The sequence below is a fragment of the Bacillus rhizoplanae genome (genome assembly GCF_917563915.1).
Classification (GTDB): domain Bacteria; phylum Bacillota; class Bacilli; order Bacillales; family Bacillaceae_G; genus Bacillus_A; species Bacillus_A rhizoplanae.
In genome coordinates this window covers 128,188-153,890 of the sequence record NZ_CAKJTI010000005.1, presented here as the reverse complement: position 1 = coordinate 153,890, position 25,703 = coordinate 128,188, and the positions used below count along the sequence as shown (strand labels likewise).

The following is a 25,703-nucleotide window of genomic DNA, read 5'->3' as shown; positions in this document are numbered from 1 at the left end:
CCATCCTTAAACTCTGAAAAGATCAATCACCTCTAACATGTTATACCATAGATAATTAATGCTAAAAATTCGCAAAATTTAAAAAGATCGTAGAAATTGATAATTACTTTAGAGGTGAATCGTAGCTGGACAAAGATTGATAATTTTATTTTCTTCAATTCCTGTGTGTAAGCGCTTTATTTCCCTTTACTATTTCTTATCATATTATTAATAGGGATATTACATCAGTCATCTAAACTTATAAGAGTAATAGATTTTATAAGGAGATGAGCAGAAATGAAGAGGAAAAAATTTATATTAGCAACAATGGCAGCCCTTATGGTGTATTCAGGAGCTAGCCAAGTTTCAGCACAATCAGCCTCAGCCACTGAGAATCCGTCCTGGTCAGGCACCTCAAAGAGTTTTGGTCCTAAAGGGTTCGACCTGCAGGCACACCGAGGCGGACTTGGGCTAACCGTTGAGTCAACGATTGCCTCGTTTTCCCATGCTCTCGAAGTCGGTGTGAGCACACTTGAGCTTGACGTGCAGATCACCAAAGACCATCAAGCTGTTATTTCGCACGACCGAAAGATTTCGGGTTCCAAGTGCATGGACACGAGTCCTGCATTCGTTGGTGACCCTGAGTACCCCTACGTCGGTAAGTACATAAAAGATCTAACCCTTGCCCAAGTCCGAACGCTGGATTGTGGCTCAAAGACGTTGCCGCAATTCCCAGGTCAGCACCCGAGCCCTGGTGCTCAAATACCACTGCTAACCGAGATTTTCGACCTTATCAAGCTCTATAACGCCAACAATGTGTGGATGAATATCGAGACGAAGGTGGAGGCCGGTGCACCTGAGCAGACTGCTCCACGTGAAGAATTCGTACAGATTGTTGCCAAAGAAGTTCGCGAAGCCGGTATGCTCAACCGGGTGTCGATTCAAAGCTTCGACTGGGGAGCGCTCAAACGAATGCACGAGGTTGAGCCTCGTTTACCTCTCGTTGCACTGACCAACGGTCCAGAGTTCCTGCAGCCTGGTCAGCCGGGTTCCTCTCCATGGTTAGGTGGAATTGATATCGACGACTTTGGCGGAGACCCCGTTGCGGCTGCCCACTCGTTAGGAATAGACGCCATCTCTCCAGTGCACGGTTTCCCGCAGAACGGCAAGGTTACTGATGAGAATTACGTGCCCTATGTGACGAAAAGCATGGTTCAGGAAGCGCACAAGTACGGAATGAAGGTCATTCCCTGGACGGTTGACGACCAGCCTACTATGCAAAAGCTTATCAATGATGGCGTCGACGGAATGATCACTGACTATCCGGACCGCCTGCGTGTGGTCATGGAACAGAATAGTCTGAAACTACCCAAGAGCTACTCTGCTCGCAAGAAGTGAGTACTTATAAAGTAGTGCTAATACTTTTGAAGAAAAAAATTATACAATATACTTACATCTTCAACTACTTTAGATTATGACTGTCAATATTTATCTATTAATCTCTCAAATTTTTAAAAAATCGTAATAACGATTTTCCACCCATACCAGGGATGAAATGGCTATTTTTATATTATTAAAGTTTCATTGTGATGCACCTATCCTTTATTTCAAACTTAGATAGGTGCTTTTGCTATTCTAGAAAGCATTAAGATATACATTTCTAAGATTTAAGGTAAATGTGAAACGAAAGGTAAAATGAGAAGCAAAAGACGAGGTATTGACCACGTGCTATTTACAGATTTAGTAAGACTCACCAGCACCCATGTGTTGCCACATACACTCTGCACATGTGGAGTGCGTGGCAACATTAGTACTTCAATAAGAAAAAGCCCACTTCCTTCCCGGAAGTGGGCTTCTCTTTATATCTACAGAAATATAGACTCAATACATTTAAAGTAACTTTCGCGACAATTAATCCACATAGTCTAAATTTCAAAGCATAATTATAGTCAGTAGCTGTTTTTATTACAAATGAAGTCGCTTTTTGTCAAAAAATCACTTCTGAATTTTATTGTTATTTAATGGAAAAATGTTATTCTATTTGAGTGGATAGGATTGAAGAAATGGGGAGAGAGCGCAATGGAAAAGAATAAAAGAATGCCTTTTGTAATCGTAGCCATGGCGTTAGGACTGTTTATGTCCTCTTTGGATAACACCATTGTTTCTGCGAGCATTAGTCAAGTCATTAAAGATATTGGTGGATTTGATAAAATGAGCTGGGTTTTTACGGCTTATATGCTTGCGGCAACAAGTACGATGCTTGTGTTTGGGAAAATGAGCGATTTATTTGGAAGAAAAATGTTTTATCTACTCGGGATCAGTTTATTTCTAGTTGGCTCAGCATTATGTGGAACTGCTCAAAGTATAGATCAGTTGATTGCGTATCGTGTTATTCAGGGGATAGGTTCAGGAGCTATTTTTCCGATTTCATTCACAATTATTTATTCAATTTCTACGGATCCTAAACAAGCAGCAAAAATGTCTGGTGTGTTTGCCGGGATATTTGGTATATCCTCAGTCCTTGGACCACAAATCGGTACTTGGATTTCTGAAGCCTCTTGGTTAGGGTGGAGATGGTGCTTCTATGTAAATGTACCTTTTGGCATTTTATCAATTATTACTTTGTTGTTTTCTTTACAGGAATCTAAATCAGAACATAAACCAAAAGTTGATTATCTTGGAACGGTTTTATTAATTGCTTCAACTGTTCTCCTTCTTCTCGGTTTAGAATGGGGCGGAAAGGATTATGCTTGGGATTCCGCTCAAATTATTGGAATGTTTAGTGCAGCTGCGATATCAATTGTGTTGTTCATATTAGTGGAAAGAAAGGCTAGTGAACCGATTTTACCTCTTTCCATATTTAAAAATAAAATGGTGCTAGGTACAAGTATTGTTGTATTTTGTCAGGGAGCAATCATGTTCTCTGCGATTACGTATCTTCCAATTCTTTCAGTAGCTATTATTGGGAATGAAAATTCAAATGGTGTATTAACACCGATGATGTTTCCGATTATGATCGGGGCGATTTTAGGAGGTTTCCTTTGTACGAAAGTTCCTTTCCGTACTATCATGGTAATTTCGATGGCAGTTGGAATATTTGAAGCTTACATGCTTAGTAACATTACACATGATACTGCGAAATTGACAGTAACTCTTGTGATGATCACAATGGGATTAATTGTTCTTGGTCCGCTTATGAGTGTCGCACAAAATGCTGTCGCTCAATCCGTTGATATGAAATATATGGGAATTGCTTCATCAGTTGTTGGGTTTTGGAGAAGTATTGGTGGTGTGATGGGGGCTGCAATTACAGCAACCATTGTGAACAATGATTTAAAAGAAAAGATGATAGATTTTGCGGCATCCTCTCAAATGCCGGCTAATCAAATTGATAAATTAGCAAAACCAGAAATCTTGATGCAAAATCATACACAGCTTCCTCCTCAGCTAGTAGAATTCATGAGAGGGGCATTAGAAACAGCATTGCACCATGGCTTTATATTGGCAATGGTAGCTGGTATCATTGGATTGCTTGTTTCCTTATTTGTAGGTGGAGATCGTTATAAGGTTGAGCAAAAGACAATAAGGAAAAATCTGAAACAGAGGGATTTGTTAGAGCTTAATAAGTAATGAGAAAGTTCCCTCTTCGATCCTTTGCGAAAGGGAAACTTTCCCATTTTTGAGAACACGTCATCTTATAGTAAAGTGAAACTTCCATCAGTGGGGGAGTCATCCCCCACTGATGGTTAGTTGAACCAATCGGGCTTTTACGGGCAGTTTCCCCACTTATCTTCTTCGATTCTCTCAATCTTGAGGTGTGGGGTCTTACTGCCCGTTAATGCGGGATAACTGAGGCGTGACTGATTCAGCCATTTTCCTTCCTAAACCGCACCAAATACTCCCCACGAATAGCGAGATAAAAAGCAATCCAATATACTTGGATTGCTTTTTACGTGCCTTCAAGGTATCATTCCACATCTACATACGATTTCTCCTCATTCTTCACGTCAAGTACATCAAGCAAGAAGATAAAAATCGGAATCCCAATTATTAACCCCCACACACCAAAAAAATGCTCTGAAAATATAAGGATCATAAACGTATAGAAAATTGGTAAATTCGTTTTTGCAGACATAAATTTTGGATTTAAAACATAGCTTTCAAACGCATGAATGACTGTAATGAAAATTAAAATGTATACTACATATGTAATCCCACCAATATTATAGGCAATAATACAAAGTGGAAATAGCGAAATGATTACACCTGCAACTGGGATGAGCCCAAGCAAGAAAATCATTACTGCTAATACAAGGAGCTGCGGAAATCCTAAAAGCCAAAGTGCAATAACTGAAAGGATACAATTTATAACAGCGATTAAAAACTGTGCTTCAATAACTTTTCCAAATGAACGTACAAATTTCTGTCCAAAAAATGCAATCTCATTGTAAAAAATGCTAAGCTTACTATCTTTAAATTTAGAAGTGAAAGCTATAATACGCTCTTTTTCTAACAAGAAGAACAAACTTAAAATAAGGGAAAGAAATATTTGCGAACTTACTTTTCCAATATTAGCTAAAGAATGATAAATAACATCGACACCTTGTTCAATATACTTTGATACTTCCATCTCTTTAATGGTAGAAATCAAATATTTTATAATTTCATTATCAGGTGGCTGCTTAAAAAACACTTGAAACTGATGAATTAACTGTGAAATTTGAACGGTAATGACCGGTAAATATTTATATAACGTGGTAACAATCAACATAACTAAAACAATGTATAAAAAAGCGATAATCACTTTCCTATTTATCCGTACAAAACGATTAAGCTTTTCAGAAATAAACCTTTGAAAATGATCCATTAAAAACGTAAGGATAAAGGTAATCAATATTAAATTAATCATACTTTTTAACCCATATAATATAATGGTTAAAATTATTAACACAAGCAACCTTTGAAATCCTTTACTTTGAAAGAAATTTTTCATTTGCATCATTAGGACTCGATCTCCCCCTTCAGTGGATAGAAATTCAATATATTCATGAAAACGTTGATCATTTGTCTATTATTTTCTACCTGCTTTCTGTGTTTTTATTTGTATACAAAAAAAACACATGTAATATAATATGCATATGTAGATTAAAAAGAGAAGAATCAATTTTCAGCAGTTATATAATTAATCTACAAAAAAGGAGAAGTGTAGATAAAAAATAGTGAGGGGTAGCTGGATTTACGTGTTAGACGTACACGTTTCATATGATATTAAATAGCATTGTATAAACTCATATATTTTTAGATACAATAGTATTGAAAAGTAGTTTATAAAAAAAGGTTTTGGTCTGGACCAAAGCCTTTTTTTAATTATTAATTGTAATATTCTTTTCTCTTCATCTGAAAATTCATCAGATTCCGGTGATTTATTATCCGAATCTAAGTTTTCAGGAATACAGTCTTTTGAATTGAAAATTTCCATGAATGTATCTTTTGAATCAGCTTGTTCAATTTAAAGAAACACTAACTGTAAAAGAAGAATCTTGTAAAATTGAATGGCTTTAGTAGTTGGAGGAGTAAACACCGCTCGGAAGATTTTATTCTGAGCGGTGTTTATGTTATGAATATAAATGAAGGTAAAGGAGATGAGGTACATGAGCAGATTAATTGAGAAAGCGATGCAGTTTGCTGCTATCAAGCACGAAGGCCAAATGCGAAAGGGTACTAATATTCCGTACATTATACATCCGTTTGGAGTAGCACTCATTTTACAGAAAGCAAAGCAGCGTGATGAAGTGATTGTTGCAGGGTTATTGCACGATACTTTAGAAGATACGAATACAACCGAGGTTGAGTTGTGCGAGCATTTTGGCGAAGAAGTGTTGAGATTGGTTAAGGCGGCTTCAGAACCAGATAAATCGTTGTCATGGGAAGAAAGAAAAAAACATACCATTCTATCTCTTCCACACCGTTCGAATGAAGAGATTACTTTGATCGTCGCAGATAAATTACATAACTTACGGTCCATTGAAGAGGACGTAGAAAGAGAAGGCGATCAAGTATGGTCGCGTTTTAATCGTGGAAAACGTGACCAATCATGGTATTACATGAGTATTTTACATGCTTTGAAAGAAAAAAAGCGAGACATTCCAATTATTCGGATGTTCGAAAAAGAAACACAAAATTTATTTATTGGAAAAGAAACACTTACGTTGAAGGACATCGATGTATTATTCAGTTGTGCGTATGGCATTTATGAGTCACAAAAAGCGAAACTGCATGAAAGAGGGCTATTAAAATTTGCGAAGGAAGTTTCTACTTGTAGTGAGGCGATTTATCGTAGTGGAAATATTGAAATGATCACTCCATTAGCAAATGATCTTCAAAAAAGAGGAGTTTCTTTTCAGTCCAATTCAGATGGCCCCATTATTATATTGGCCTATTTAACTGAACTAAAGCATCGAATGGGTTGGTCCGATGAATTATTTTATCAATATTACTTAAGGAACTGCTCGAAATTATAGAGAGGGCGAGTATACAATTAAAGATGGAAGGAGAAAATTATCAAGTTTTCTCTACCATTTTCTAAGAAGGATGTTTTATTGAAAAAGGTGACACACTACAGATAGTAGTATCTCACCTTTTTATTTCTTCGTAGTAAATAATATTAGAAAATGCGCTATTGTTATTTTACTTCCCAAACCGCACCAAATACTCCCCACCACGAAACTCCATCTCATACCCACGATAACCTTCCATCAGCAACTTTTTCTGCCCAGCAATATCACTCATTAGAAGTTCTTCTACGTTCACCCATTCTATTTGTCTCTCACTCTTCAAATCTTTCACAAACACATACCGCAACCGATCACTATATTTTTCTTTCAGCGCAGCAACTTCCATCCCTTGAGCAAATTTGTCTTTTAAACTAGGGATATTAAACGGCGCAACAGTACAGCAAACGTAATCGTATTTGTTATCTACTTGTTTTAATTGCGCCATAATCAATTTTGCTAACATTTTTTGAAGGCCGTTTCCCTGGTGAGTTGGATGAACATTTGATACTTCTTGATAGATGACCCGTTCTAATTCTTCACCTTGTAAGCCAATATCCAATCCTAAATGTTCTTCATCGATAGGTGGAATTAAGAGCGCGCGAAATGCAATTAGTTGTTCGTTTGCGAAAGCACCGATCATTAAGCCATTTCCTGTTAATATATTTTGAAATTCTTCTAATGTAAGAGGCTGTAAGCTTTGTTTGTTTTCTAGTGCTTCAATTACATCGTCTTGTACGGATAAAATTTGCTCGATGTGATGCAAAGATAATGGTGTGACTTTGAATGGTTGCTCGTTTTGTTTTAACGTTCCTTCATAAAGAATGTTCATGCTATGGCCTCCTTCAAAAAATATACACAAAAGTATTCATGTGTGGTCATTCATAGGAAATACAACCCTCTAAATCTCCACTTTAGTACACTTTTTCTTGCATTTACTCTTTTTAGGTGTTTCTCTTTTGTTTGGATATTAATTTGTAACTTATCTGGGTACATTGCAGTAATATAGCCAACATGAGTTACCTTTTTTGTGTCTGTGTATTGTACAATATCTCTATGCCTAAACCCATAAGTTTCGGAATGTATTGCTTTCGTTTTCTTTCTGATTGGTTTAATGACCCAGTCTTTTATATTTGTATCATTGATCTTTAACCCACAAATAACTAAAGCGTCATTAGAATGTGATTTTTCAATACCCCAATCTATTCTCCTATTTGCAGTATCTCCACCACTTGTTAAAAGCAAAGTACCATACTGAGATAAGTGTTGTTGTAACCAGTTTTTACCTTGCATAACGTGTTGAGCAAAGTCTAGCCGTAAACTCTTTCCATTAATCATTTTTTGATACTTATCAACAAACTTTTCTTCTTTATCTTCTGTTTTTTGGTGACATTTACTACATAGTGTAATCAGGTTATCTAATGTATTAGAGCCTCTTAACCTTCTAGGGACAATATGATGTACTTCTAACATACAGTTTGAGTTTCCACATTCCATACATTTATATTTGTCCCGTATAATTACAGCCTTTCTCATGTTTTCATCTAGCCGATTGGATTTTTGATATTGCCATCTGTATAACTTCTTGTCATCAGTTAATGCTCGTATGTCTATCGCAACATCTTCTAAGTGAATACTTGCAATGTCTATCCATTTTGAAATCTTATTTACAAACCTAATAATCGTTTGTCTCTTTTGGAGTATACTAGGTGCGATTCTTCCTTCTTTTCTACTACTTGCACGATTATCAAATCTTGCTTGACGATACCGTTTGTGATTTCTTTTGTATCGTCTATGTCCTCTTCTTTTCTCCATTAGCTTTGATACATCTTTTCGATGTTCAATAGTAGCTTTAAAGATTGGCTTATTTTTTGTTTTACATTCTTGTACTAACCCAACCCCAACGTGTAAACTACCATCGTCTATCCCCAATCTAATTTTATAATCTACATCTTCCACTGACTTATGAAGTTGAATTACCATTGGGTATTTTGCAACAAGTTTTGCTCTTTTCTTCCTAATTAAGTACCATCCATTGTTGACACTTGTAGGAGCTAATTTTCCTCCTTCTACATCCAATACAAAACAATATTCTTTGTTTTTATTTTTAGTCATTTCTGACCAGCCATCCTTTCGGAGAATTTCGCTTTTTGCCAATGACAGATGAGAGTTCATGTGTTTCGGTGTTTGACTACAGGGCAGTAGTATTCGGTCATCCTTCCACACTCTTAGAGCAACGGACTAAAGCGTGTATCCGAGGGTAAGTCTTCAACTTACTCATCAATCGTAGTTCATCATGCAATTTAACTTTCGTCAAAACGCACTCACTTAGGCTTGAAACCGAATCAATAGTAAGTATACGAACATGTTTGCCCACGTTTGTATACTTTTGTATATAAAAATGACTACTATTGATTTAGTCCTTTAGCGAACAATATCTTGAAAAACAGTTAGCTCGTTGAGTATATCTTCATCGACGTCAACGCCTAATCCAGGCTTTTCTGTTAGGCGAATAAAAGGGACATCATAGGAGAGATTCCCGATATCTTTTGTGAATTTTAATGGCCCTGTTAGTTCAACACTTGTAATAATTTTTTTAGAAAAAGCGACATGGAATCCTGCGGAAGAGGCAATGGATGATTCGACCATTGAACCAATTTGACATTCGATGCCAGCCATTTCTGCTTGATGGGCTAGTTTGACAGCTGGATAGATTCCGCCGCACTTCATTAATTTAATGTTCACTTTATCAGCTGCTTGCTTTTGAATAATTTGGCGCATTTCACGTGGCCCTTTTAATCCCTCGTCAATCATAAGAGAAAGGTCTGTTTTTGATCGAATGTGAGCCATTGCGTCAATATCATCGGCTATAACAGGCTGTTCAATCCAATCAATGTCCAAATGCTTAAGCGAACGTAATGCAGTTAACGTCGTCGCACTGTTTTTCCAGCCTTGGTTTACATCGACACGAATTGCGACATCATTTCCGACTCGTTCACGTACAGCTTCAATTCTCTCAACATCTTTTTTGACATCTGTTCCGACTTTCATTTTAAAAGATTGATAGCCTTTATTTATCATGGAAGCAGCTTCGTCGGCCATGTTTTCTGGGGAATCGATGCTTAAAACATGGGTAATTGGGAATTCTTCATGATAGCGTCCGCCAATCAATTGATACACAGGCTGTCCGAGTTTTTTTCCCATTACATCAAAGCAAGCTATATCAATCGCAGCTTTGGCAGTAGGTACCCCGTAAATAGTTTGATTCATGATGTCATGTATTTTCTCGATATTCATTGGATTTTTACCTAGCAAGGCAGGAGCTAATGTATGTTTTAAAATATGAAAAGTGCTTTCCCATGTTTCACATGTAACATGCTCGTCAGCTACTCCTTCTCCGTAACCAATAATGCCTTCATCAGTTTCGAGTTTTACAATAATGGAAGGCATATCAGGATAAGTACCATAGCTTACGATAAATGGATTGCGAAGCGGTAAACGAATTGCATAAAGATGAATTGCTGTGATTTTCATTGAAAAGACCCCTTTCTGTTTACAATGCTCTTGTGCATTTGATATAGTTGTCGTTAAATAGTCGTTAAATAGTTATAAGGAGTTTGAACAAATGATGATAAAAATTGCGGTTATTGGTACACAAGAGTCTATTCAGAACCTTGTGGCTGTTGCCCACCAAGTCGAAGATATAGAGATTGAGCCTTATGTTTATTCTCATCCGAAAGAATCTTCGGAAATTATTCGGCATTTAAAGCCGTGTGATGTGATCTTCTTCTCCGGTGTTATACCTTATTATATTTCAAAAGAAATGCGAGAACAATTACGAATTCCAAGTATTTATTTGCAGCAAAGCGAAATGGTACTTGCATCTTCTTTACTTTTCATTTTACACCATAAAAACATTCAACCAGAGCGAGTTTCAATTGATTTAGTGAATTCATCTTTCGTTACAAATGTTTTCACTGATATCGGGATTACAGGGGTTCCTCATGTTATGGATTATCAAGATATGTTACCGAATATGTTTGAAATAAAAGCGATTGTTGATTTTCATTACTCTCGGTACCAGTCAGGATTGGTTGATTTAGCATTAACGAGTGTTCATGCTGTCTATGACAAACTTATCGAACTTGGTGTGCCTTCACAGCGAATGCTTGATCCGACAAAAGCTCTTATACAAGGATTAAAAGATGCAAAAGCAAAAGCACAATTAGCGAAAAGTTATTCAGCGACTGTTGCAGCATGTGTGATAGCATTCCCAGCATCACACTATATGTCAACGGAGCATCTCGATACGTTTGCTCGTGAAATTCACGGTTCATTTCGTCAAGTAGATGACACCTCATACATTTTGTATACGACGCGTGGTGATATTGAGGCACTTATAAAAAGAAGTTCCCTTCAAAACTTTTTAAGCAATTCGAAAGATCCTATAGTGCTCGGATTTGGCTACGGGAGAACAGTAAAAGAAGCGGAACAAAACGCTAAAATTGCTCAAAGTTTCGCAACAAACAATCAAATGGAAAGCTGTTGTTATATATTAACGGATGAAAAAGAACTGTTCGGTCCTTTTCCAAAAGAAAAGAAAGTCCAGAGTCTTAAAAATGATGACCAAGAACTATTAAAGATAGCGAAAGAAACAAAGCTTAGTCCGGCAAATTTATCGAAAATCATTCAATTTAGTCAGTCTCGTTCATCACTTCAATTTACAGCAGCCGACCTTTCGGAGTATTTACAAGTAACAAGACGCACAACAGAGCGTATTTTAAAGAAATTGGTTGATCAAGGGTATGCAAATATTTGCGGTGAGGAGATGCCCTATCAACAAGGACGTCCTCGCGCCCTTTATGAGCTAAAGCTTCCTATTTATTCTTTTCATACTACGTCTTTAATGTAGCTTTTTGTTCTTTTTTAGTACTATCCTTGCTGTCTTGGTAAGTGTAGGGATGCAAAGATAAGTTAACGTATATATTAAGATAGTAATTCAATATGAAATAGTTGGAAGCAGTATATAGCGAAAAGGTGGAACATTCATCGATACGGGGAGAAGTGTCGCTTGACATTTAAATGAATATTCAATATGTTTTTGAAAAACAAAAGGCTTTTTAGTATGGAGTAAATGTCATTTCAAAACAGCCTTAAGAGAATTGTTTTGCGTATAGAAGGGGGAGCATCGAGTTGAAAAGAGAAGATTTGCAGGAGCGTCTAAACGAAATTTTTCAATATTTACATGAGCATCCTGAAGTGAGTTGGCATGAACATAATACGACTACTTATATTACAAAATTTTTAGAGGCAGAAGGAATTTCTTATAAAACATTTGATGATTGTCCTGGAGTAGTAGCAGAAATGGGAAGTGGGAAACCAGTTGTTGCCATTCGAGCTGATATGGATGCATTATGGCAAGAGGTAGATGGGGAGTTCAAAGCAAATCATTCATGTGGTCATGATGGTCATATGACAATTGTGATGGGACTTATTTTACAGTTAAAAAATGCAGAGTGGCAAACAGGAACGGTTCGATTTATTTTTCAGCCTGCAGAAGAAAAAGGAAGCGGAGCTCTGAAGATGGTGGAGAAAGGTGTTGTGGATGATGCCGATTTCTTATTCGGTATTCACTTACGACCAATAGAGGAATTATCATTGAAACAAGCAGCACCATCCATTCGGCATGGAGCAGCTGACTTTTTAGAAGCCCATATATATGGAACTGACGCTCATGGTGCGCGGCCGCACCAAGGTGTGAACGCAATCGATGTAATTTCGATGATTAACATTGGATTGAAAAATATATGGCTTTCACCACAACATTCATATTCCGTTAAAATGACGAGATGCCAAGCTGGTGGTGAAAGTTTAAATATCATTCCAGGGAACGGTCAGTTTGCCTTAGATGTAAGGGCAGAAAGCAATCTGCTGTTGGAAGAGTTAAAGAAAAAGATAGAACAAGTTATTCAATCAGCTGAATCGATGGGTGTAAAGATTTCTTATGAATGGGTCGATTATGTACCGGGAGCAGTGGTATCAGATGAAGCAGAACAGTTCCTTCGTAAGGGAATTCTGCAAACGTATGGCGCAGAGGGCTGCACCGCATCGCTTCGCACAGCAGGAAGTGATGATTTTCATTATTATACGGTTAAAAAGCCGCACTTAAAAGCTGTCATGTTAGGATTAGGTGCGAATTTAAAGCCAGGATTACACCATCCTCACATGACGTTTGATCACGCTTGTATAGTAGATGGCGTGCAAATATTGAAGCAAACGGTATTGGAAGTTTTAAAATAAAGTGAAACTTCCATCAGTGGGGGATTCTTCATCCCCCACTGATGGTTAGTTGAACCAATCGGGCTTTTACGGGCAGTTATCCCCCGCCTATCTTCTTCGATTTTCTCTGAATCTTGAGGTGGGGGTCTTACTGCCCGTTAATGCGGGATAATATTGTTTCTATTTGAAGATACGAAAGCTACCCTGAAAAGGTCAAAAACGATTGTCCTTTTCAGGGTAGCTTTTTCATATGGTACAGGTTCGAAACTTTTGTATATGATAAAATTGGATTATATGTCATTGGAAAAATATAAGATTTAATTTATGTGAAAGCGAATAGCATTCACATAAATGTTCTCGGCATGGAAAGGAGTTGAAATGATTTTAAAAAATCATTTCAACGAGCAAGGGTTCTTCTATGTATGTTCTTCAGTTTTTACTAATATCACACATGTTTTGTCTGATATAATTTGTGAATATGATATGTGGCTTGATTAAAAAAGAATGATAAGTAGAATCCTAATTTTATTAGGATTCTTTTTTTAGAGAGAAGGAGCAATAAATGAACGAACAATATTATGATGCAGTATTAAACATAAAAACAGTAGGAGAGCAAAAGGGGTTCTACGAGTCTTTGCATTATCATCGTTATGAACCAACACCGTATCTTGCACTAGAACAATTATTTAGTAAGTATGAACTGAAAAGTAATGACCAAATTGTTGACTTTGGATGCGGAAAAGGACGATTGAATTTTTATATCCACCATTTCTGTCAGGCATCTGTAGTAGGGATAGAAATGAACGAGACTTTCTATCAAGAAGCAATGGACAATAGAAAAAGTTATTTGAAGAAGGCTAAAAAAAGTAAAGATAAAATTCATTTTCATTGTTGCTTGGCGCAAGAGTATGAGATTGATCCCCTGGATAATAAGTTTTACTTTTTTAATCCGTTTTCGGTGCAAGTGTTTATGAATGTGATAAATAACATACTACTTTCAGTGGAAGAAGTAGAACGGGAAATAGAACTAGTGTTATATTATCCATCAGAAGATTATATCTATTTTTTAGATAATCAAACCTCGTTTGAATTGAAAGAGGAAGTTATACTGCCAGGTTTGTATGAACGAAATTTAAATGAGCGGTTTTTGATATATCGATTAGCGTATTAGACAGTGATGTTAAATCGATAAAGTGAAATTTAGTATGATAAATGTTTTTGGATGATGTCTGAAAGAGAGCACTTTTTTACAAGGATGATATGACTCATCATTTTGCCATTTCTTTTTAACTAGAATATTCATGATAAAATTGTCCTTTTAATAAATTACTTAATATGATCCATTGTTTACAAACCTTGTCAGTATGAAAGGAAAGATGGTAATGGGATTGAGGACAGGACTTGAAAGTTCCAATAAAAAATCTGCGCTTAATGTAATATATATTGTTTTAGATGATGTGGGTTACTCGGCTTTAGGTTGCTTTGGTTCAGAGATTGAAACACCTAATATTGATTCATTAGCTGAAAATGGCCTGCGTTACAATAATTTTAATGTAGCCCCTTTGTGTTCTCCTACTCGTGCTTGTCTTTTAACAGGCCGTAACTGCCATTCTGTGGGGATGGGATTTATAACTGAACTAGATTGGGGACCTCAATACCCTAATAAACGAGGGAGAATTTCAGATGCTGCTGCCACTTTAGCTGAAATCTTAAAGTTGAATGGGATGGCTACATATATGGTTGGAAAGTGGCACTTGGTTCCTGGGCATGAAGTAGCAGTTACAAGATGGATTGCCTGCTTCTTATATTAAAAAAATGAACAAGAAGCTTTTGGATACATAAAGAGCCTTTTGTTTTATATAGGAAAATATTGACTCCCATCCTTAACGAGATATAATAAAAACTAGATGTTCGTTTCGAACAAAAAATAATTCAAAAAGAACAATTTGTAACATAGATTGAATAAAATAGTATCAATCTATTATTTTTTACGGCTTAAAGAAAACGTTTACATTTGTTGCGGAGGGGAAATTTATGTCTAAGTTCACCAAGTATTTTTTAATGGAAGCTAGTGATGTAATACCGTATGTGATGGAAAAGGTGTCGATGTTCGAAGATGCACAGCGCTTGCAGTGCAAGGAAATTGGGGATGGTAATTTAAATTATGTGTTCCGTGTTTGGGATGAAGAGAAGGGAACTTCTGTTATTGTGAAGCAAGCAGGAGATACGGCGCGTATTTCTGATGAGTTTAAATTATCTACGAATCGTATTCGCATTGAGTCAGATGTGCTCCAGCTAGAGGGGAAGCTGGCACCAAAGCTCGTGCCGAATGTGTATTTGTATGATGATGTAATGAATTGCTGTGTGATGGAAGATTTGTCAGATCATACGATTCTTCGTACTGCGCTTATGAATCATCAAATCTTTCCAAAGCTTGCAGATGATTTAACGACCTTTATGGTCAATACATTGCTATTAACATCAGATGTGGTAATGAATCATAAAGAGAAAAAGGAGTTAGTGAAGAACTATATAAATCCGGAGTTATGTGAGATTACAGAAGATCTTGTGTACTCTGAGCCGTTTACAGATCATAACAAAAGAAATGAGTTATTTTCTTTAAATGAAGGCTGGATTCGAGAGCATATATATAGTGATGACGCACTTCGCATGGAAGTGGCGAAGCTGAAGTTTTCGTTTATGACAAATGCACAAGCTTTGCTGCATGGAGATTTGCATACTGGTTCTGTATTTGTAAGAAAAGATTCTACAAAGGTGATTGATCCGGAATTTGCGTTTTATGGACCGATGGGATATGACATCGGGAATGTTGTGGCAAACTTAATATTTGCATGGGCAAATGCGGATGCGACAATGGTTTCTGGGATAGAAAAAGATGCTTATATGAACTGGTTGGAGTCTACGATTACGGATGTAATTGATCTGTTTTCAGTAAAATTTTTAGAAACTTGGAATGCGCATGTTACAGACATTATGGCAAAAGAAGAAGGATTTAGTCGTTTGTATTTACAGTCTGTCCTAGAAGATACAGCGGCTGTTACTGGTCTTGAATTAATTCGCCGCATTGTTGGTTTAGCAAAAGTAAAGGATATCATATCTATTGCAGATGAAGAAGCTCGTGCTAGAGCAGAACGCATTTGTTTGCAAGCTGCGAAGTTGTTTATTTTACAGGCAAGTACGCACAAAATAGGCAATGATTTTTTACAAACGTTAAAAATACAAGCACTGTCACTTAACACAAAGTAAGGAGAGAAGATTATGTCTGAGCAATTAATACCAATTCAATGGAAAGATGACGCTTTAGTTTTATTAGACCAAACTTTATTACCAAATGAGGTTGTCTATGAATCTTTTACAACAGCAGAGAGCGTATGGGATGCAATTCAAGTGATGAAGGTGCGCGGTGCACCAGCGATTGGAGTTTCAGCAGCTTACGGTGTGTATTTAGGAGTGAAAGAAATACCGGAAAATTCAATAGAGCTGTTTATAAATGAAGTTGAAAAAGTATGTGCTTATTTGGCGACTTCAAGACCGACAGCTGTAAATTTATTTTGGGCGCTTGAGAGAATGGAGAACGTTGCAAAAGAAAATGTTCATTTATCTATTAAAGATTTGAAAAATAGATTGTTAGAAGAAGCAAAAAAGATTCATAAAGAAGACGAGGAGATTAACCGTCAAATTGGTGAACATGCACTTACGTTATTTCAAAATGGTATGGGTGTGTTAACGCATTGTAACGCGGGTGCTTTGGCGACAACAAAATACGGAACTGCAACAGCACCGATGTATTTAGCCAAGGAAAAAGGCTGGGATTTAAAAATTTATTCTGATGAAACGCGTCCAAGATTACAAGGGTCTACACTAACAGCGTTAGAGCTGCAGCGAGCTGGCATTGATGTAACGGTCATCACCGATAATATGGCAGCGATGGTAATGTCACAAGGGAAAATTGATGCAGTAATTGTCGGATGTGATCGCGTAGCAGCAAACGGTGATGTAGCGAATAAGATTGGAACGTTAGGTGTTTCTATTTTAGCAAAGTATTATAACATTCCATTTTATGTAGCAGCACCGACACCAACAATTGATTTGAAAACACCAACGGGGAAAGAGATTCCGATTGAAGAACGCGATGCTTCTGAAGTTATTAACCGCTTTGGACAATATTCAGCACCGCAAGATAGCAAGGTGTACAACCCAGCATTTGATGTAACGCCGCATGAGAATATTACCGCAATCATTACAGAGAAGGGCATTGTACGTCCACCGTTTGCGGAGAACTTAAAAAAGTTATTTCAGCAATAATAAATTTTGCATATTAGACATATAAGAAAATAAATAAAAGAGGATCGATTATCATGTCTAATTCACCAGCAGATAGAAGAAATAAAATTATTGAGATGCTTGAGAAGACGGAATACGCAGATGTTTCGTATTTAAGTGATGTCTTTCAAGTGTCATTAATGACGATACGCAGGGATTTAGAGAGGCTTGAAAAGGATGGTAAGGTTATTCGGGTCTACGGCGGTGTAAAGCTGAAAACGAAGCGTGTATATGAAGCTTCCATGGAAGAGCGGTTAAACAGTAATAAGCGAGAAAAGATGGCTATTGCGAAAGAAGCCGCAAAGCTCATTGAAGATGGTGATGTAATAGCTTTTGATGCAAGTACAACGGCGCTTGAGGTAAGCAAGTTCATTAAAGACCGCAAAAGCCTTACAGTTGTAACAAATAATTTGAGCATTGCAATTGAGCTGGCAGATGCACCAGACATTGTAGTGATCTTACTTGGCGGCTTTTTACGAGGAAAATCATTATCTGTCATGGGGGCATCCTTGCATCAATATCTTCAATCGATTTATATTGATAAAGTTTTTATTTCAAGTAAAGGGCTAAGCTTCCGTGAAGGTTTAACAGATACAGCGATAGATGAAGGGGAAGCGAAGCAGGCGATAGTGAATAAGGCAAATGAAGTCATCGTTCTGATGGATCATACAAAGCTTGGAAAGGTCGCTTTCTTTGAAGTCTGTGATAAGCAGCGTATTACAAAAATTATTACAGATGAACTTATACCACTTACACCGATGCAGCAAGAATGTATTACAAGCTATGAAAAATATGGAATACCAGTTATTGTAGCAAACTAGCCATAACAAGTGTCCCGTTGAGGAGGATGTATATGTTACTACAAAAAGAGAGAGAAGAAATTGTAGAGTATGGAAAGAAATTAATCACAAGCGGACTAACAAAGGGGACAGGCGGTAATATTAGTATTTTTAATCGTGAACAAGGCCTTATAGCGATGAGTCCAAGCGGATTAGAGTATTTTGAGACAACGCCTGAAGATGTGGTTGTACTGAACTTAGATGGAGATGTTATAGAGGGAACAAGAAGACCATCTAGTGAGCTTGATATGCATCTCATTTATTATCAAAAAAGAGACGACTTGAATGCACTTGTGCACACACATTCTCCTTATGCAAAAACAATTGCATCATTAGGGTGGGAGCTTCCAGCTGTTTCTTATTTAGTAGCTTTTGCAGGTCCAAATGTGCGCTGTGCACCGTATACAACATTCGGTACGAAAGAATTAGCAGAAGCAGCTTATGAAGGAATGATAGATCGCCGCGCTGTTTTACTTGCGAATCATGGACTAATTGCAGGGGGACATAATATTAAAATAGCGTTTACAGTCGCAGAAGAGATAGAATTTTGTGCGCAAATTTATTATCAAACGAAATGTATTGGAGAACCGAAACTATTGCCAGAGGAAGAAATGGCTGTATTAGCGAAGAAGTTTGAGACGTACGGTCAAAAGTAATAAAAGATTAGGGATTGATTTCCCTAATCTTTTGTTTATATAGAATACAATTTGAACATATATCTGCATTGTTATCTCCCAAATACGCATTGGGTGTGGTAAAGTTTATACGAACGGAAGGCGAATTGATTAATAAGAAGGAGTAATTTCATTTACTTCGTTTATATAGGGAAGGACTGAAAAGATTGTATTTAACAATAAAAGAAGCAGCTGAATTTTTAAGTATGCCAGAATCGTATATTGAAAGCTTAATCCAACAAAAACGTATTCGTGCTGTCCATGATGGAGAACAGTACTTGCTGAATAAAGAGCAATTTAATACGCACTTAGAACAAATGGAGAAATATAAAAAGTTAGTAGAAGAAATATTAAACGAACCAATTCCTGAAGATATCGATGTGAAAGACGAGGACTAGGAATCGTGTACTTAGAAAATATGAATTAATTATTGATTTTAGTCATAGAAGAAAAAAGGCTTAATTAAATAGGATTCAGAAAGATTAGCCTACTTCAGGTAAAACCATATATGAAGAAAATAAAAAAGCTATTTAAGAGTAGTGGAAGAAAACAAGGGATAGAAAGAGGACTATTTCTAATTGTAGATACAACAAATTAGAAATAGTTCTCTTTCTTTTTATCCCGCATTAACGGGCAGTAAGACCCCCACCTCAAGATTGAGAGAGAAGCGAAGAAGATAGGTGGGGGATAACTGCCCGTAAAAGCCCGATTGGTTCAACTAACCATCAGTGGGGGATGAAGAAAACCCCCCATTGATGGAAGTTTCACTTTATTTTTAAAGTAGGATTGTAGGTTGTTTTTTTATCGATATAATAAAACATTGGAAACATTTTTTATTCTCAATTATATAAACACGCAAAGGAGTCTAAGGTGAATCCAAATACTATATTGTTTGAAGAAGAAATGAAGAGTGCCAAGTTATTTTTATGGGTGTTTAATTTTGCTTATATTATTTTTTATGTATGATCATTTTACTTTTATTATTACTTAGCATATATTGTGTAAAGAAAGAAATTCTACATGTCGTGAAATATATATTTAATAGGGTATTTATTTGGATATATTTTCCGTAACGTGCGAATGTATTTAAGAGATGATGCTGAATTGGAAAGTGGAAATTTTGTAGAAGTTGTGTTAACTTTCTTTGTTCCTATTTTTATAAGTAAAAGGTATTTTTGGATTTTAACGTTATAAAGTACAGTATAATTATTACTGTATCTCAACAACCGAATAATTTGATGACAATGATTATCTCTACTGTAGTATTGGGCGGCGTATATTTTATTAATGTGTTTTCACTCTTATGTTGAGGGAATCAATAAAGTATTTAAGAAAACAAAATTTGTTTAATGAATAACAATCTATGTTAGAAAGAATAGTTTCATAAATTTGTTTTTTTCTTATAAAATAACAAGTAGTATATAAAATTGATGCTATGTATAAAGGAGTTTTAGCGTGGACAAAGCTGATATGCTCATAAAAGAGGAAATTAAAGCATTAAAGCTTTTTTTAAGTTTGTTTTATATTATTTTTTTCTCTTATGATATCATATTTTATTTTATTTATCCGGCAATGAAAATAGATGATCGGCCAATCGGTTTTCCAGAAGGCGGATTAGGGTTTGGAGTGCATATTTTCATGTTTCTGTTATTGCCGATTGGAATTTACTTAATAAAAAGGAAAAATCCGTATGCTGTAAAGTATATCATATTTTTCGGATATACCTTTATTGATTTACTTAATAGTATAATGATTTATCTAGGGGCCTCACAAAAATTTGCAAGTGGGAATGCAGTAGAACAGTTTCTCGTTCTGTTTTCGCCCCTTTTTGTGAATAAACGATATTTTTGGTTAGTCTCGCTCGGTATGATTGGGAAATATGCCCTTTTAGGGATTATCTTACATATATCAACGGTTATTATCCCAATCGTATTATGTGCGATTCTCGCAATCATATCCTTTATTTTGTTAACACGTTTCAAATCGTATGTACGTACTATTACAAAAATATTTGAAGAAGTGCAGCAAGCTGAAAAACTAGCAGTCGTTGGAAAAATGGCGACTACGATTGCACATGAAATCCGTAATCCATTAACAGCATTAAAAGGATTTACGCAATTGCAGAGAGAAAAACATCCTGAAGATGTCGAGTATTATAACATTATGGTGCAAGAAATTGAGCGTATGAATACGATTGTTAGTGAATTAATGGTCCTTGGAAAGCCGAAAAAGAGAGAATATAAATTACATAATATAAAAGATATTTTAGCTTATGTGATTTATATTGTAGAACAGCCGGCTTCGCAATATGGCATTACCATTTCGACAATGATCGATAAAACATTACCATCTATACAATGTGATGAAAAACAAATGAAACAAGTATTTCTTAACATTATTAAAAATGCGATAGAGTCTATGCCAAATGGCGGTAATATTATTGTAGAAGCAAATTTAGTTCATGATAATCAGATTGTAGTGAGTGTTATTGATGAAGGATGTGGAATGGATCAAGAGAAAATAGATAAAATAGGTGAAGCTTTTTATACGACAAAAGAAAATGGAACGGGCTTAGGACTAATGGTTACATATAAAATCATTGAAGAGCATCAAGGTAAAGTAGTATTTGAAAGCAAGATTGGCGTTGGGACAAAGGTAAATGTTATGTTGCCGGTGGCAGAGGTAAAATAAATATATGTATAAAAAACTCTTCTTTCAAACGATGAAAGAAGAGTTTTTTTATACATGATTATGAGTAAATAAAATGTAAAAGTATGGTTAAAGAGGGGGACGATCTATTTCATTTAGAAAATATTTCATTTATAATAGAGGAAAATGTCGATAAATGGCGAATTATTATGATTGGTCATCTTAACTATGTAGCTGCATATTAAAATAAACAATATAACTTCTTAGAGTACGTGCATCTAATGGAGGGAAATATGGTGAAATTAGAAATTAGTTCTGTTGTGAGAATGGAAGAACGAAATACTGTCAAATGGTTTATATCATTATTTTATTTATGTTTTATATTATATGATTTTTTATGTAATTACATATTTCCTATTTACTTTATGAAAAATAGCACAACGTCTACAAGTTTTATGGGACCGTGGTTTTATATTATTATGGTACTTTTATTACCAGTGATGTATTATGTTTTTAAAAAAAATAATGAACAATCAATAAAATATATTTGTTTTAGTGTTTATACCCTACTAACGATTATAGAGGATTTAGGAAGTTATTTAATGCACCCAAGAGCATATGCAAGTGGCAATATTGTAGAGTTATTTGCAATTTTATTCACGCCTATGTTTCTAAACACACGTTTTTTTTGGTTCGTTGTTTTAGGAGTGTTAGGTAAATATCTTTTAATTGGATTAGTATTACAATCATTTACTGTTGTACTACCGGTTATATCTATATTCTTGTTATCTATTATAGCTTATATATTGTTAAAGCATTTTAAACGTTATGTAGGGGTTATAAAAAACTCATACGATAGACAATTAGAAGCGTTAGTAAAAGGAGTTATTGCAACTTTAGAATTAAAGGATCCTTATACGAGAGGACATAGTGAACGAGTGGCTGCTTATGCACTTATATTGGCGAAAGAAACAGGGCGATTTAAGGCAGATGAATTAAAAGAATTTTATTATGCTTGTTTACTTCACGACATTGGAAAAATACATATTCCAGATCATATTTTAACAAAACCTTCTCGTTTAACGGCTGAAGAGTTTAAAGTTATTAAAACGCATACGACTGTTGGAGCGGGTGCGATGAAAGGAGTAGAAGGTTTACAACGAGGAATTAGTGTGATTCGTTCTCACCATGAACGCTGGGATGGGAATGGGTATCCAGATCAATTAAAAGAAATTGAAATTCCATTACTCGCTCGTGTTACAGCAGTTGCAGATGCTTTTGATGCAATGACATCTTCACGATCTTACCGAGCGGCACTTCCACTAGAAGAAGCGTATAAACGAATTGTTGAAGGGAACGGGACACAGTTTGATCCCTATCTAGTGGAATTGTTTCCAAAAGTGTATCCTGCTTGGAAAGAAACTCATCAAAAATTATCTTGTAAAGAAAAGATGTAAATTGTTAATTAAAAAGGAGGTGAAGGTATGAAAATTCGTAAACTAAACAAAGTGAAGTTGACAGGATGCTGGTGGTGCAATTGGCCATGGTGGGAATGAAAATACAAATAAAAAAGGATGCGAAGCATCCTTTTTTATTTATTTCAGCTGTTGTAGAAAAAGGTGAGTACTATGAAACTAATATATGACTTAACATTAATATTACATAACATAGAAATCCGTCATGATCAAAAAAACTACATTGTTGAAGATGCAGTAACTGGTGAATTTTATGAAATGCCTCCAATCTGTATTGATGCAATTACTATGATTCAAAAGGGATTCAATTTAAGAGAAGTAGAAGAGAAATTACAAGAACAGTATCCTGAAGAAGACGTCGATATGCTTGATTTTGCAGAGCAACTGCTAGATTTAGAGCTTGTTCAATCAGTAGATGGTGAGGAAATAGTTTGTAAGAAAGAGAAGGAGAAATTAGGGTTTTCATGGATTTCTCCAAAGGTTGGTCAGTTCTTTTTTACTCAAAAGACAATGCTGCTCTATGCGATTCTTTTTGTAGTGAATATCGCTTTGTTTATCGTAAATCCATCTTTATTGCCAAACTATAAAGATTTGTTTGTGTTTAATGTAATGACGTTTAATATTCTAGTTTTGGCTTTTGTTACATTTGTTTTGGTGTTTATTCATGAAATGGGACATGTGCTTGCGGTTAGGGCGTATGATTTTCCGACAAAGGTTGAATTTGGACACCGGTTGTTTTTCGTTGTACTTGAAACAGATATGTCATCTGTTTGGAAGTTGCCTGCTAAAGAGAGAAACATTCTGTATTTAGCTGGAATGAGTTTTGATACAGTTATTTTATTTATTGCTTTAATAATTCAACTTCTTTTTCCAATCCATTCACAAGTATTATTAGGGATTCTTGCACTTATTGTATTTGATACTACTTTACGTATGGCATATCAATGCTGCATATATATGAAAACAGATTTGTATTATGTGTTTGAAAATATGACGGCTTGTTATAATTTAATGGAGAATGGAAAGCGTTATATAAAAGGTCTGTTTGTTCCAAAACTCCGTGTAAACAATAGTGAATTGTTTAATGGCGAAGAGAAGATTGTTCGTTTTTATGGCCTGTTTTATGTTATTGGCGTTACTGTAACAATTACATTGGCAGTTATGTTTTATATTCCGCAAGCGGTGTATATGATGAAGCAAACTATTCCTAACTTGCAAAAACCAATGTCGAATTTATATTTTTGGGATGCGGCGATTATTATGTTGCAAACTGTAGTTATGTTTAGCCTTCTTCTGTATTCATGGAGAAAGAAATATAGAAATGAATAGTCAGAGATGAAGAGGAACTGTTATGAGTTTCTCTTTTTTGATTTGTAGATGGGTATTCACCTATTCTTCCCAGTTTGCATATTGTAGCTTATGTAGTGAAACTGCTTACAAGGGAGTGAAAGGCAGTGACAGGAAATATAAAAAATTATTATGCTGGCGGTAATACAGCAAGGGGATTTTACAGTTTATTTGAAGAGAACTTAACGGGATTAGACCGATTGTTTATTTTAAAAGGTGGACCTGGAACAGGAAAATCTTCGCTTATGAAGCTGATTGGTCGTGAGTGGGTGAAGAAAGGGTATGATATTGAATTTTTACATTGTTCGTCTGACAATAATTCGATTGATGGTGTGATTATTCCGTCATTACAAGTTGGAATTGTTGATGGAACAGCGCCGCATGTTATTGAACCGAAAGCGCCAGGCGTTGTAGAAGAGTATGTAAACTTAGGTGTAGCTTGGGATTCTACTCAACTTGGGGCGCATAAAGATGAGATTATGCGTTATACATCAGAAGCGAGCAGTGCGTTTCAGTCAGCTTATGCGTGTTTTAAGACGGCGCTAGAGATTCATGATGAGTGGGAGAAGTTTTATATTGACCATATTGATTTTGAAAAAGCAAATGAGCTGACAGAACAGCTCATACAGCAATTTTTTACTGATAAAGCGTGTACGAAACAAGCAAATGTGAAGCATCGTTTTTTAGGGGCCGCAACGCCAAAAGGAGCAGTTGATTTTGTTCCAAATTTAACGGAAGATGTACGGAAGCGTTATTTTATAAAAGGGCGTCCTGGTTCTGGAAAATCGACGATGTTAAAAAAATTAGCAGCGGCAGCTGAAGAGAAGGGCTTCGATGTTGAGATATATCATTGCGGCTTTGATCCAAATAGTCTTGATATGGTTATTGTAAGAGAGCTTGGCTTTGCAATTTTTGATAGTACAGCACCTCATGAATATTTTCCGACACGTGAGAGTGATGAAATTATTGATATGTATGAGCTCATTATTGCACCGGGAACAGATGAAAAATATGCAGTAGAAATTCAAGATGTATCAAGGCGCTATAGAGAAAAAATGAATGAAGCGATGTCCTATTTAGCGAAAGCGAAAACTGTACGTGACAAATTAGAGAAAATTTATATTACAGCGATGGATTTTGACAAAGTGGATTCGCTTAAAGATGAAATTCAAGCTGAGTTTGAACGGATTGCAGAGAAAATATCACAAGAGCAAAAATAACACCTTGGCTTCCAAGGTGTTATTTTTTTGAGATCTTATCCTGCTTAACGAGGAAGTGACATGTAATAGTGTCTTTTAGGAGTGGTGTTTGAAGGTATAGTTGAGAAATAGAGAATCCTCTTCATTGACATTTTATCCCGCATTAACGGGCAGTAAGACCCCCACCTCAAGATTCAGAGAGAAGCAAAGAAGATAGGTGGGGGATAACTGCCCGTAAAAGCCCGATTGGTTCAACTAACCATCAGTGGGGGATGAAGAAAACCCCCACTGATGGAAGTTTCACTTTATCTTAAAGGAAGACACGACATACATAGAAAACTTGTATATGTATGTTATCGCAGATGCC

General features: G+C 36.0%; 21 protein-coding genes. 17 read left to right on the top strand and 4 right to left on the bottom strand.

From position 1 onward, the window contains the following. Positions 1-276: 276 nt before the first annotated feature. Positions 277-1,377, top strand: coding sequence for a glycerophosphodiester phosphodiesterase (locus tag LRP84_RS07575; protein WP_230574527.1), 1,101 nt, complete (start codon positions 277-279; stop codon positions 1,375-1,377). Between the two features lie 681 nt (positions 1,378-2,058). Further along, entirely contained in the window at positions 2,059-3,609 is a 1,551-nt protein-coding gene (locus LRP84_RS07570; RefSeq protein ID WP_230574526.1) for a DHA2 family efflux MFS transporter permease subunit, read from the top strand. Between the two features lie 337 nt (positions 3,610-3,946). On the opposite strand, the gene LRP84_RS07565 is transcribed toward LRP84_RS07570, so the two are convergent. Then, positions 3,947-4,981, bottom strand: coding sequence for an AI-2E family transporter (locus LRP84_RS07565; protein WP_230574525.1), 1,035 nt, complete (start codon positions 4,979-4,981; stop codon positions 3,947-3,949). Between the two features lie 649 nt (positions 4,982-5,630). On the opposite strand from LRP84_RS07565, the gene LRP84_RS07560 reads away from it, so the two are divergent. Next, positions 5,631-6,500, top strand: a complete 870-nt coding sequence (locus LRP84_RS07560) for an HD domain-containing protein (RefSeq protein ID WP_230574524.1) — start codon at positions 5,631-5,633, stop codon at positions 6,498-6,500. Between the two features lie 166 nt (positions 6,501-6,666). Here LRP84_RS07560 and LRP84_RS07555 read toward each other — a convergent pair whose 3' ends face one another. The 3 genes from LRP84_RS07555 to LRP84_RS07545 form a co-directional block, all read right to left on the bottom strand. Further along, positions 6,667-7,362, bottom strand: a complete 696-nt coding sequence (locus tag LRP84_RS07555) for a GNAT family N-acetyltransferase (protein WP_230574523.1) — start codon at positions 7,360-7,362, stop codon at positions 6,667-6,669. Between the two features lie 50 nt (positions 7,363-7,412). Next, positions 7,413-8,645 carry an RNA-guided endonuclease IscB gene (iscB, locus tag LRP84_RS07550; RefSeq protein ID WP_230574522.1) on the bottom strand — a complete coding sequence of 411 codons (1,233 nt, stop codon included), beginning with the start codon at positions 8,643-8,645 and terminating at the stop codon, positions 7,413-7,415. 309 nt (positions 8,646-8,954) lie between these two features. Further along, positions 8,955-10,064 (bottom strand): mandelate racemase/muconate lactonizing enzyme family protein, encoded by a 1,110-nt coding sequence (locus LRP84_RS07545; RefSeq protein ID WP_230574521.1) that lies wholly within the window; start codon positions 10,062-10,064, stop codon positions 8,955-8,957. Between the two features lie 91 nt (positions 10,065-10,155). On the opposite strand from LRP84_RS07545, the gene LRP84_RS07540 reads away from it, so the two are divergent. The 14 genes from LRP84_RS07540 to LRP84_RS07480 all read left to right on the top strand — a co-directional run bounded on the left by LRP84_RS07540 (position 10,156) and on the right by LRP84_RS07480 (position 25,357). Then, on the top strand, positions 10,156-11,442 hold the full coding sequence (locus tag LRP84_RS07540) for a transcriptional regulator (protein ID WP_230574520.1): 1,287 nt from the start codon (positions 10,156-10,158) through the stop codon (positions 11,440-11,442). A 281-nt stretch (positions 11,443-11,723) separates the two neighbouring features. After that, a complete protein-coding gene (locus LRP84_RS07535) occupies positions 11,724-12,830 on the top strand; it encodes a M20 peptidase aminoacylase family protein (protein WP_230574519.1) in 1,107 nt (368 codons plus the stop codon). A gap of 541 nt (positions 12,831-13,371) precedes the next feature. Continuing rightward, positions 13,372-13,980, top strand: coding sequence for a class I SAM-dependent methyltransferase (locus LRP84_RS07530; RefSeq protein WP_230574518.1), 609 nt, complete (start codon positions 13,372-13,374; stop codon positions 13,978-13,980). Positions 13,981-14,197: 217 nt separating this feature from the next. Further along, positions 14,198-14,620, top strand: a complete 423-nt coding sequence (locus LRP84_RS07525) for a sulfatase-like hydrolase/transferase (RefSeq protein WP_230574517.1) — start codon at positions 14,198-14,200, stop codon at positions 14,618-14,620. 223 nt (positions 14,621-14,843) lie between these two features. After that, complete coding sequence (gene mtnK, locus LRP84_RS07520) at positions 14,844-16,076, top strand: S-methyl-5-thioribose kinase (protein ID WP_230574516.1); 1,233 nt, start codon at positions 14,844-14,846, stop codon at positions 16,074-16,076. A gap of 12 nt (positions 16,077-16,088) precedes the next feature. Next, the gene (gene mtnA, locus LRP84_RS07515) at positions 16,089-17,135 is read left to right on the top strand and encodes an S-methyl-5-thioribose-1-phosphate isomerase (RefSeq protein ID WP_230574515.1); all 1,047 of its coding nucleotides are present in this window, start codon (positions 16,089-16,091) and stop codon (positions 17,133-17,135) included. A gap of 53 nt (positions 17,136-17,188) precedes the next feature. Next, positions 17,189-17,974 (top strand): DeoR/GlpR family DNA-binding transcription regulator, encoded by a 786-nt coding sequence (locus LRP84_RS07510; RefSeq protein ID WP_230574514.1) that lies wholly within the window; start codon positions 17,189-17,191, stop codon positions 17,972-17,974. 32 nt (positions 17,975-18,006) lie between these two features. Further along, positions 18,007-18,648, top strand: a complete 642-nt coding sequence (locus tag LRP84_RS07505) for an L-fuculose-phosphate aldolase (protein ID WP_230574513.1) — start codon at positions 18,007-18,009, stop codon at positions 18,646-18,648. 185 nt (positions 18,649-18,833) lie between these two features. Continuing rightward, on the top strand, positions 18,834-19,064 hold the full coding sequence (locus tag LRP84_RS07500) for an excisionase family DNA-binding protein (protein ID WP_230574512.1): 231 nt from the start codon (positions 18,834-18,836) through the stop codon (positions 19,062-19,064). A 634-nt stretch (positions 19,065-19,698) separates the two neighbouring features. Then, complete coding sequence (locus tag LRP84_RS22545; RefSeq protein WP_367890487.1) at positions 19,699-19,860, top strand: hypothetical protein; 162 nt, start codon at positions 19,699-19,701, stop codon at positions 19,858-19,860. A gap of 261 nt (positions 19,861-20,121) precedes the next feature. After that, on the top strand, positions 20,122-21,357 hold the full coding sequence (locus tag LRP84_RS07495) for an ATP-binding protein (RefSeq protein WP_230574511.1): 1,236 nt from the start codon (positions 20,122-20,124) through the stop codon (positions 21,355-21,357). Positions 21,358-21,608: 251 nt separating this feature from the next. Beyond that, positions 21,609-22,772, top strand: a complete 1,164-nt coding sequence (locus LRP84_RS07490; RefSeq protein ID WP_230574510.1) for an HD-GYP domain-containing protein — start codon at positions 21,609-21,611, stop codon at positions 22,770-22,772. Positions 22,773-22,943: 171 nt separating this feature from the next. Next, positions 22,944-24,119 (top strand): zinc metalloprotease, encoded by a 1,176-nt coding sequence (locus LRP84_RS07485; RefSeq protein ID WP_230574509.1) that lies wholly within the window; start codon positions 22,944-22,946, stop codon positions 24,117-24,119. A gap of 125 nt (positions 24,120-24,244) precedes the next feature. After that, positions 24,245-25,357 carry a PRK06851 family protein gene (locus tag LRP84_RS07480; protein WP_230574508.1) on the top strand — a complete coding sequence of 371 codons (1,113 nt, stop codon included), beginning with the start codon at positions 24,245-24,247 and terminating at the stop codon, positions 25,355-25,357. Positions 25,358-25,703 lie beyond the last annotated feature (346 nt).